Origin of the sequence: Streptomyces sp. NPDC005374 (assembly GCF_042872225.1) — a bacterium.
Taxonomy (GTDB): domain Bacteria; phylum Actinomycetota; class Actinomycetes; order Streptomycetales; family Streptomycetaceae; genus Streptomyces.
In genome coordinates this window covers 1,168,065-1,176,281 of record NZ_JBIAKA010000001.1, presented here as the reverse complement: position 1 = coordinate 1,176,281, position 8,217 = coordinate 1,168,065, and the positions used below count along the sequence as shown (strand labels likewise).

Annotated in this window: 9 protein-coding genes and 1 rRNA gene; all 10 read left to right on the top strand. The window is 68.1% G+C overall.

Features of this window, described 5'->3' with window-relative positions; all coding sequences use genetic code 11:
• Positions 1–136 precede the first annotated feature (136 nt).
• The 10 genes from rrf to ACFYRX_RS05425 all read left to right on the top strand — a co-directional run bounded on the left by rrf (position 137) and on the right by ACFYRX_RS05425 (position 8,189).
• Positions 137–253, top strand: a 5S ribosomal RNA gene (gene rrf / locus ACFYRX_RS05470).
• 62 nt (positions 254–315) lie between these two features.
• A complete protein-coding gene (locus ACFYRX_RS05465) occupies positions 316–960 on the top strand; it encodes an HAD family hydrolase (protein ID WP_389096846.1) in 645 nt (214 codons plus the stop codon).
• A 69-nt stretch (positions 961–1,029) separates the two neighbouring features.
• Positions 1,030–1,713 carry a VC0807 family protein gene (locus ACFYRX_RS05460; RefSeq protein WP_389096844.1) on the top strand — a complete coding sequence of 228 codons (684 nt, stop codon included), beginning with the start codon at positions 1,030–1,032 and terminating at the stop codon, positions 1,711–1,713.
• A gap of 66 nt (positions 1,714–1,779) precedes the next feature.
• Positions 1,780–2,976, top strand: coding sequence for an MFS transporter (locus tag ACFYRX_RS05455; RefSeq protein ID WP_389096842.1), 1,197 nt, complete (start codon positions 1,780–1,782; stop codon positions 2,974–2,976).
• Complete coding sequence (locus tag ACFYRX_RS05450) at positions 2,945–4,117, top strand: acetoin utilization protein AcuC (protein WP_389096840.1); 1,173 nt, start codon at positions 2,945–2,947, stop codon at positions 4,115–4,117. Before ACFYRX_RS05455 ends, ACFYRX_RS05450 begins: the two co-directional genes overlap by 32 nt.
• 289 nt (positions 4,118–4,406) lie before the next feature.
• The gene (locus ACFYRX_RS05445; protein WP_389096838.1) at positions 4,407–5,222 is read left to right on the top strand and encodes a phosphatase; all 816 of its coding nucleotides are present in this window, start codon (positions 4,407–4,409) and stop codon (positions 5,220–5,222) included.
• A 129-nt stretch (positions 5,223–5,351) separates the two neighbouring features.
• A complete protein-coding gene (locus ACFYRX_RS05440; protein WP_016437488.1) occupies positions 5,352–5,561 on the top strand; it encodes a helix-turn-helix domain-containing protein in 210 nt (69 codons plus the stop codon).
• Between the two features lie 176 nt (positions 5,562–5,737).
• Positions 5,738–5,836 carry a 30S ribosomal protein bS22 gene (locus ACFYRX_RS05435; protein WP_003948845.1) on the top strand — a complete coding sequence of 33 codons (99 nt, stop codon included), beginning with the start codon at positions 5,738–5,740 and terminating at the stop codon, positions 5,834–5,836.
• Between the two features lie 221 nt (positions 5,837–6,057).
• Entirely contained in the window at positions 6,058–7,122 is a 1,065-nt protein-coding gene (locus tag ACFYRX_RS05430) for an NAD-dependent epimerase/dehydratase family protein (RefSeq protein ID WP_389096836.1), read from the top strand.
• 14 nt (positions 7,123–7,136) lie between these two features.
• Positions 7,137–8,189, top strand: a complete 1,053-nt coding sequence (locus ACFYRX_RS05425; protein ID WP_389096834.1) for a lysophospholipid acyltransferase family protein — start codon at positions 7,137–7,139, stop codon at positions 8,187–8,189.
• Positions 8,190–8,217 lie beyond the last annotated feature (28 nt).

Here is an 8,217-nt window from a genome sequence, read left to right as displayed (position 1 = left end):
CCGGATCTGGAAGGCGGGTAACCGCTGGAGGTGACCGGTACTAATAGGCCGAGGGCTTGTCCATATTTGCTCGCGTCCACTGTGTTAGTTCTGAGGCAACGACTGTGTCATGTTTCCGGTCGTAACTTCATAGTGTTTCGGTGGTCATAGCGTGAGGGAAACGCCCGGTTACATTCCGAACCCGGAAGCTAAGCCTTACAGCGCCGATGGTACTGCAGGGGGGACCCTGTGGGAGAGTAGGACACCGCCGAACAATTTTTGAGAAAACCCCCGTGCCATTCGGCGCGGGGGTTTTCTGCGTTTAGGCTCAATACCATGCGCTATGACCTCGTCATCTTCGACAACGACGGCGTCCTCGTCGACAGCGAGCCGATTTCCAATCGGCATCTCGCCGCCTATCTGACGGAGCTCGGGCACCCGACCTCCTACGAGGACTCCATCCGGGACTACATGGGCTCAGCCATGCACCGGATCCATGACCTTGTCCTGGAGCGGACCGGGCAGCGGTTGCCGGAGGACTTCGACGAGGCCTTCCACGCGCGGGTGTTCGCCGCGTTCGAGCGGGAGTTGCAGCCGGTGGCCGGCGTGAGGGGCGTACTGGAGAAGCTGACGGCGGACGGGGTGCCGTACTGTGTCGCGTCCTCCGGGAGTCATGAGCGGATCCGGGTGGGGCATCGGGCGACCGGGCTGGACCCGTGGTTCGAGGAGGAGTGGATCTTCAGTTCGCAGGATGTGGGGCGGGGAAAGCCCGCACCGGATCTGTTCCTTTATGCCGCTGAGCGGATGGGCGTGGAGCCCGGGCGGTGTGTGGTGGTCGAGGACAGTCCGCTGGGGGTCCAGGCGGCTGTCGCGGCCGGGATGGACGTGTACGGGTTCACCGCCATGACGCCCGCCGGCAAGCTCAACGGGGCCACTCAACTCTTCTCCGAGATGGGGGAGTTGGCTGACCTGCTCGTCTGACATTTGTCATGCCGAGGGCCGGACGATCGTTTCTACCGGCGCCCCCGCCCCGGGCGAGAAGCTGAGGGCATGACGACGAAGACGAACTCGAAGCGTGCGAACCTGGCTCCCCTGGTCGTGGACGTGGCGGTGCCGATCGGGGCGTACTACCTGCTCAAGGACGGGCTCGGGACGAGCACGCTGATGGCGCTCGGTCTCAGCAGTGTCGTGCCGGCCGTGCGGACCGGCTGGAGTGTGGTGAAGGAGCGGACGGTCAACGGTCTCGCCGCCCTCATTCTCGTCGTCAACGTCGTGGGGCTGCTGCTCAGCTTCGTCGCCGGTGACCCTCGGCTGATGCTCGCCAAGGACAGCGGGGTCAGCAGTGTGATCGGGATCGGCATCCTCGTCTCCGTCGCGATGGGGAGGCCGATGATGACCGCGGGGATGAAGCCGTGGCTGGTGAAGGGGATCGCGGAGCGGGAGGCGGCCTGGGCGCGGCTGCAGAGCGGGTCGGCGGGTTTCCGGCGGGCCGAGCGGCTGTTCTCCGTGGTCTGGGGTGTCGTACTGCTGGCGGAGTGCGTGGTGCGGGTCGTGGGGGCGTACACGCTGCCGGTGGACACGATGGTCTGGCTCGGGTCCGTCATCATGGTCACCGCGATGGCGCTGGGTTTCCTGGTCAGCGGGGCGCTGGCGGCCGGGCCGATGGCGGGGATGCTGATCGCGGAGACGAAGGCCGGAGGACTTGTGAGGTCCGAGATCGGCCTTGCCCGGTAAAGCTGAGTGAAATTCATCTTTGGCTGGATCTACCCACGAGTACGTTGGGGCCCTACGCTCGCCGCCATGACAGATGTGCTGCGGCGCGGTAGGGCCTCGCTGGCGTTCAGCTTCTTCGCGCAAGGCGTCGCCTTTGCTCTGCTGGTGACGCGTATCCCCGCCATCCAGGACCGCTACGGGGTTTCCGACGCGCTCCTGCCCGCCTTCCTGGCCGCCGTGCCGATCCTCGCCGGGGTCGGGAGCGTCTCGACCGAGCACCTGGTGAAGCGGATCCGGCCCAGCCGGCTGCTTCGGTTCGCCCAGCCCGTCGTGCTCCTGGCACTGCTCGGGGTGGGGGCGGGGGACTCGACGGTCGAGCTGGGTGTCGCCCTCGCCGCCTTCGGGCTCGCCGTCGGCATGCTCGACGCCTCCATGAACATGCTCGGGGTGAGCCTCCAGCGGGCCTACGGGCGCAGCATCATGCTGAGCTTCCACGCGGTGTTCAGCCTCGGCGGGATCGTGGGAGCCTCGCTGGCCTGGGTGGGGGCGCACTGGCACCTCGCGCTGTTCGTGTCGTATCTGCCGGTCGCGGCGGTGCTGTTGCCGCTGTGTCTGCTGGGGAGCCGGTGGTACGTCGACGGGGACCTCGGTGCCGTGCAGGAGACCGGAGAGGGTGGCGGGCAGCCTCTCGTGTTCAAGCTGCTGCTGCCGCTGTGTCTGGTGATGACCTTCGCGTATATCGGGGACTCCACGGTCTCCAACTGGAGTGCGAAGTACCTCCAGGACGTGCTGGGGAGTTCGGAGCAGCTGGCGACCGTGCCGTACAACGTCTATATGGTGACGACCCTGCTGGGACGGACCGTCGGTGACTTCGGGGTACGGCGGCTCGGGGCGGCGGTGGTGGTGCGGATCGGGGCGCTGGTGGCGGCCGTGGGGTTCGCGGTGGTGGCCGTGGCGCCGGGGCCGTGGGTGGGGATGCTCGGGTTCACGCTGCTGGGGATGGGGCTGTGCGTGCTGGTGCCGCAGACCTTCGCGGCGGCCGGGCGGTTGTTCCCGGGGGCCTCGGATGCGGCGGTCGCTCGGCTCAACGTCTTCAACTACGTGGGGTTTCTGGTCGGTTCGCCGTTGGTGGGGGCCTTGGGGGACGCGTGGAGCTATCGCGGGGCCATGCTCGTGCCGATGGTGTTGGTGCTGGTGACGCTGGTGTACGCCAAGTCGTTCGCCGCTCAACCGGACCGATACGGTGGCGGGCATGAGCGGCCGCGCACAGCTGATGTGGGATGAGGCAGTAACGGGTTATGACTTCGGTCCGGACCATCCGATGGATCCGGTCCGGCTCGACCTGACCCGGCGCCTGGTGGACGCCTTCGGGCTGGACCGGGACATGGAGGTCGTGGCCGCGAAGGCGGCCGGGGAGTCGACGTTGCGGCTCGTGCACCGGGAGGACTACGTCGAGGCCGTGAAGGCGGCCTCCGTGGACCCGGGGGCGGCGGACCCGTCGTACGGGCTGGGGACGATGGACGATCCGGCCTTCGAGCGGATGCACGAGGTGTCCGCGCTGATCGCGGGGCAGTCGGTGGGGGCCGCGGAGGCCGTGTGGCGCGGGGATGTGCTGCACGCGGTGAACTTCGCGGGCGGGCTGCATCATGCGATGCCGGGGGGCGCGTCCGGGTTCTGTATCTACAACGACGCCTCGCTCGCCATCGCGCGGTTGCTGGAGCTGGGGGCCTCGCGGGTCGCCTATGTGGATGTCGACGTGCATCACGGGGACGGGGTGCAGGCGGCGTTCTGGGAGGATCCCCGGGTTCTGACGATCTCCCTGCACGAGCATCCGCGGACACTGTTCCCGCAGACCGGGTGGCCGGAGGAGACGGGAGCTGACTCGGCAGAGGGCAGCGCTGTGAACGTGGCTCTGCCGGCGGGGACCGGGGACGCGGGGTGGTTGCGGGCGTTCCATGCCGTGGTGCCGGAGCTGATCGCGGACTTCCGGCCGGATGTGCTGGTGACGCAGCACGGGGCGGACACGCACTTCGAGGATCCGCTGGCCCATCTCGCGGTGTCGTTGGACGCGCAGCGGGCGGTGCAGGTCGCCTGTCATGAGTTGGCGCACGAGTACGCCGGGGGGAAGTGGATCGCGCTCGGGGGTGGGGGGTACGCGGTGGTGGATGTCGTGCCGCGGTCGTGGACGCATCTGGTGGCGATCGCCGCGGGGCGGGCCATCGAGCCCGAGGCGATGATTCCCGAGGGGTGGCGGCAGGAAGTGTTCGCCCGGACGCGGCAGTTGGCGCCGGCGCGGATGACTGATGGGCGGTGGCCGGTGTCGTTCGCCTCGTGGGAGGCGGGGTACGACCCTGCGGATCGGTTGGATCAGGCTGTGCTGGCGACTCGGCGGGCGGTGTTTCCGATGCGGGGGTTGTTGGCGTAGGCCTGCGTTGGCCTGTCGCTCGGCGCCGTCGGATGTGGCGCGGCATGTTGTCGGGCGGGTGCGGGCTCGTGGTGGCTGGTCGCGCAGTTCCCCGCGCCCCTGGGTGGGTGGGGCTGGCGTTCTTCGTTGTGGCGGCTGGTTGCGCAGTTCCCCGCGCCCCTGGGTGGGTGGGGCGAGGTCTTTTGGGTGTGGCTGGAGTTTCCGCGGCCCTGGGGTCTCGTTACGCCAACTGTGCGGTGTTTGGTTGTTTCTGTGCTGCTGGCGGGTGTTGTCCGTCACCATCACTCACGTGTTGAGCACCGGTGCGCTGCGCGCCCATCTGCTGGCCGCTCGTCTGGCCGGGTCCGTGGCGACCTCCCGGGAGGAGAGTCTGCGGAGCTATCGGTTGTTCGCGGCTCGGGATCCGAGGGTGTTGATCGGGCTTGATCCCGAGTGGTCGTGGGGACAGCGGGATCTGATCGGGTTGATGGCCGACAAGTGCGGGGTTTCCGCCGATCCGAGATGTGTTTCCGGGCATGATGTGATCGACCCTGACCGGACCCTCGTGGCGCTCGACGCCTTCGCGGAGCGGCTCGCGGCAGTTGCCCAGCGCAGCGGGACCGTGCTCCTCGGCACCGGGCATCCGCACCGGCTGCTCGGGTTCTACGCCGACGTCGCGGACGCGCTCTCGGCGGCGGGATGTACCGTCCTCACCCCTGCGCATGGCCACCGTGTCGACATAACGACCCGGTTCGGTCTACGCACGTACAACCTTCACTACGTACGAGGAGTCGCGCTCGTGCGGGAACCGGACGCGAAGCGCTCCGGTGGTGAGCCCGGCGCACACACGCATTCACCGCTCCCGGTTCGTACCGCCCTGGCGGCCGCCGCGGAGAGCGGCGGGCCGCTTCCCGAGCTCGTGATCGGGGATCACGGATGGGTCTGCGGAGCAGGTCAGCTGGGGTTTGAGTCCATTGGGCTGGCGGATACGGACGACCCCGCGCTCTTCGTGGGGGAGGCGGAGGGGGCTGTGTCCGTAGTCGTTCCGGTTGATGACGCTGTGCGGTCTGATTACTACCGGCCGCTGACCCGCTACGTACTCAATCGAGCGTGTCTGTCACAGTAGGCCGCCGATGGGTGCACCTCTTCCCCACTTGCATCACCCGCCCCTACATTGGGGAGTGAGCACGCAACGACGAAGAGTCACCGGAAGGGGAAGCCGGTGACCGTCGAGTGCGGAAGGTTCAGGTGTGTCATGGCTGCTGAGCAGAGGCCTCTGAGTGAGGTTCAGTTCCTTACCGTGGCGGAAGTCGCCTCGGTGATGCGAGTGTCGAAGATGACCGTGTACCGGCTGGTGCACAGCGGTCATCTGCCCGCGATCAGGGTGGGGCGGTCCTTCCGCGTCCCCGAGAACGCGGTTCACGAGTACCTTCGCGAGAGTTACGTGGGGGTGGAGACAGCCTGACGGCATGAACCCGGGGAGGTCCTGAGGGGGCCTCAGGGCACTCGCGGACCCCTGCCTGATCTCCCCGGTTCACCTCGATTACGACCTCAGCGCTCGGGCGGGTAGGCTGGCCCCTTGTAGGTCGTATGGGCCCATGGCGCCCAACGCCGAGTGATGAGAAGTGAGCGAGGGTAGTCGTGGGCTCTGTTATCAAGAAGCGGCGCAAGCGGATGGCTAAGAAGAAGCACCGCAAGCTGCTCAAGCGCACGCGCGTTCAGCGTCGCAACAAGAAGTAGGCGACGTCGCGTAAGCAGCGTGTGTGTGGCCCCCCACCCAAAACCGGTGGGGGGCCACACGCGTGTCCGGGGCGTTCCGGTGGGCCGGATGCCGTCACCTCGTGCAGTGGGCGGTCATCACAGCGCAACATCGACCCGCTAAGTTGGCGGCACACGGGGAACGCGGCACAGGACCGGGGTAGTGGCAGGGCTGGACTACGGCTGGAAGGAAGGCGCTGATCTTGGGAAAGGTCGTGCTCGTGACCGGGGTGGCCCGACAGTTGGGGGGCCGGTTCGTACGACGGATCCAGCGTGACCCGCAAGTGGACCGGGTGATCGCCGTGGACGCGGTCCCGCCGGAGCATCATCTGGGCGGCGCCGACTTCATCCAGGCGGACATCCGCCAGCCCGGCATCGCGCGGGTCCTCGCGGAGACGGGTGCCGACACCGTCGTACACCTCGAGGTGACGGCGATGGCGCTCGGCAGTGGGAGCCGGACCACGGTCAAGGAGACCAACGTCATCGGCACCATGCAGCTGCTCGGTGCCTGCCAGAAGTCGCCGAACGTCAAGCGGCTCGTGGTGAAGTCCAGTACGAACGTGTACGGCTCGGCGCCGCGTGATCCCGCCGTGTTCACGGAGACCACGCCGCCCAAGTCCCTGCCCTCCGGCGGCTTCGCGAAGGACGCGGTCGAGGTCGAGGGGTATGTGCGGGGCTTCGCGCGGCGCAGGCCGGACGTCGCGGTGTGTGTGCTGCGCTTCGCGAACATCCTGGGGCCGACGGCGGACACCCCGCTCGCCTCCTACTTCGCGCTGCCCGTGCTGCCGACCGTGTTCGGGTACGACCCCCGGCTGCAGTTCGTGCACGAGGACGATGTGATCGAGGTCCTGCGGATCGCCTCGCACGAGCCGGAGCGGGGCACGCTGAACAGCGGCACCTTCAACATCGCGGGCGACGGGGTCCTGTTGCTCTCGCAGTGTTCCCGGCGGCTCGGGCGGCCCACGGTGCCCCTGCTGCTGCCGGCCGTCACCTGGGCCGGGTCGCTCGTTCGTACGCTGGGGGTGACGGACTTCTCGCCCGAGCAGATCCGGCTGCTCACCCATGGGCGGGTCGTGTCGACGGTCCAGATGCGCGAGACGCTCGGATTCCGGCCGAAGTACACGACGGCGGAGACCTTCGCGGACTTCGCCCGCAGCCATGGACCCGGGCTGCTGCCGCCGGGGGCCCTCGCGGGGGCCGTCGACCGGATCGCCACGCTGCCGGCCCTGGCGGGCAGCGGCCACCCCCCGACGCCGAGCGCCAACTGAGGAGCGGATCAACGATGGCGGACGCCAAGGTCATTCCGTTCGACGACGACCGGTCCCGCGCGGGCGCCGTACAGCGGCCGTCGCGGCGCCGGAGCGCGGGGAGCCGGCGCAAGGGCCCCGAGCCCGCGCTGGTCCGTGAGGTCCAGCCCCTGCCCAGCAGGGCTTCCGCGCAGGATGATGTTCCTGTGACGCGTGAGGAACAGCCGCCGCAGCAGGCGAACGACGAGGGCGGCCTGGAGCGACGGATCGCCGGAGGCCTGGCCTTCCTGCGCCGCCGGCTCACCGGGGACTACGAGGTCGACGACTTCGGCTACGACGAGGAACTCACCGACCAGGTCCTGATGTCGCTGCTGCGGCCGGTGTACGAGAAGTACTTCCGGGTCGAGGTGAAGGGCGTCGAGAACATTCCGGCGGAGGGCGGCGCGCTGATCGTCGCCAACCACTCCGGGACGCTGCCGCTGGACGGCCTGATGATGCAGGTCGCCGTCCACGACCACCACCCCGCGAACCGGCATCTACGGCTGTTGGCGGCGGACCTGGTGTTCATGCTGCCGGTGGTCAACGAACTCGCTCGCAAGGCCGGCCACACCCTCGCCTGTGCCGAGGACGCCGAACGGCTGCTGGGGCGCGGTGAACTGGTCGGCGTGATGCCGGAGGGCTTCAAGGGCATCGGCAAGCCGTTCAGCGAGCGCTACAAGCTCCAGCGCTTCGGCCGGGGCGGCTTCGTCTCCACGGCCCTGCGTCAACGCACGCCGATCATTCCGTGCTCGATCGTCGGCGCGGAGGAGATCTACCCGATGATCGGCAACGCGAAGACGCTGGCTCGCTTGCTGGGTTTCCCGTACTTCCCGCTGACGCCGACCTTCCCGTGGCTGGGTCCGCTGGGTGCTGTCCCGCTTCCGACGAAGTGGACGATCCAGTTCGGTGAGCCGATTCTCACGGACGGCTATCCACCGGAGGCTGCCGAGGATCCGATGCTGATGTTCAACCTGACGGACCAGGTGAGGGAACAGATCCAGCACACGCTGTACAAGCTGCTGGTGCAGCGGCGGTCCGTCTTCTTCTGATTCTGAGCTGGGCTGTTGTACGACGGTG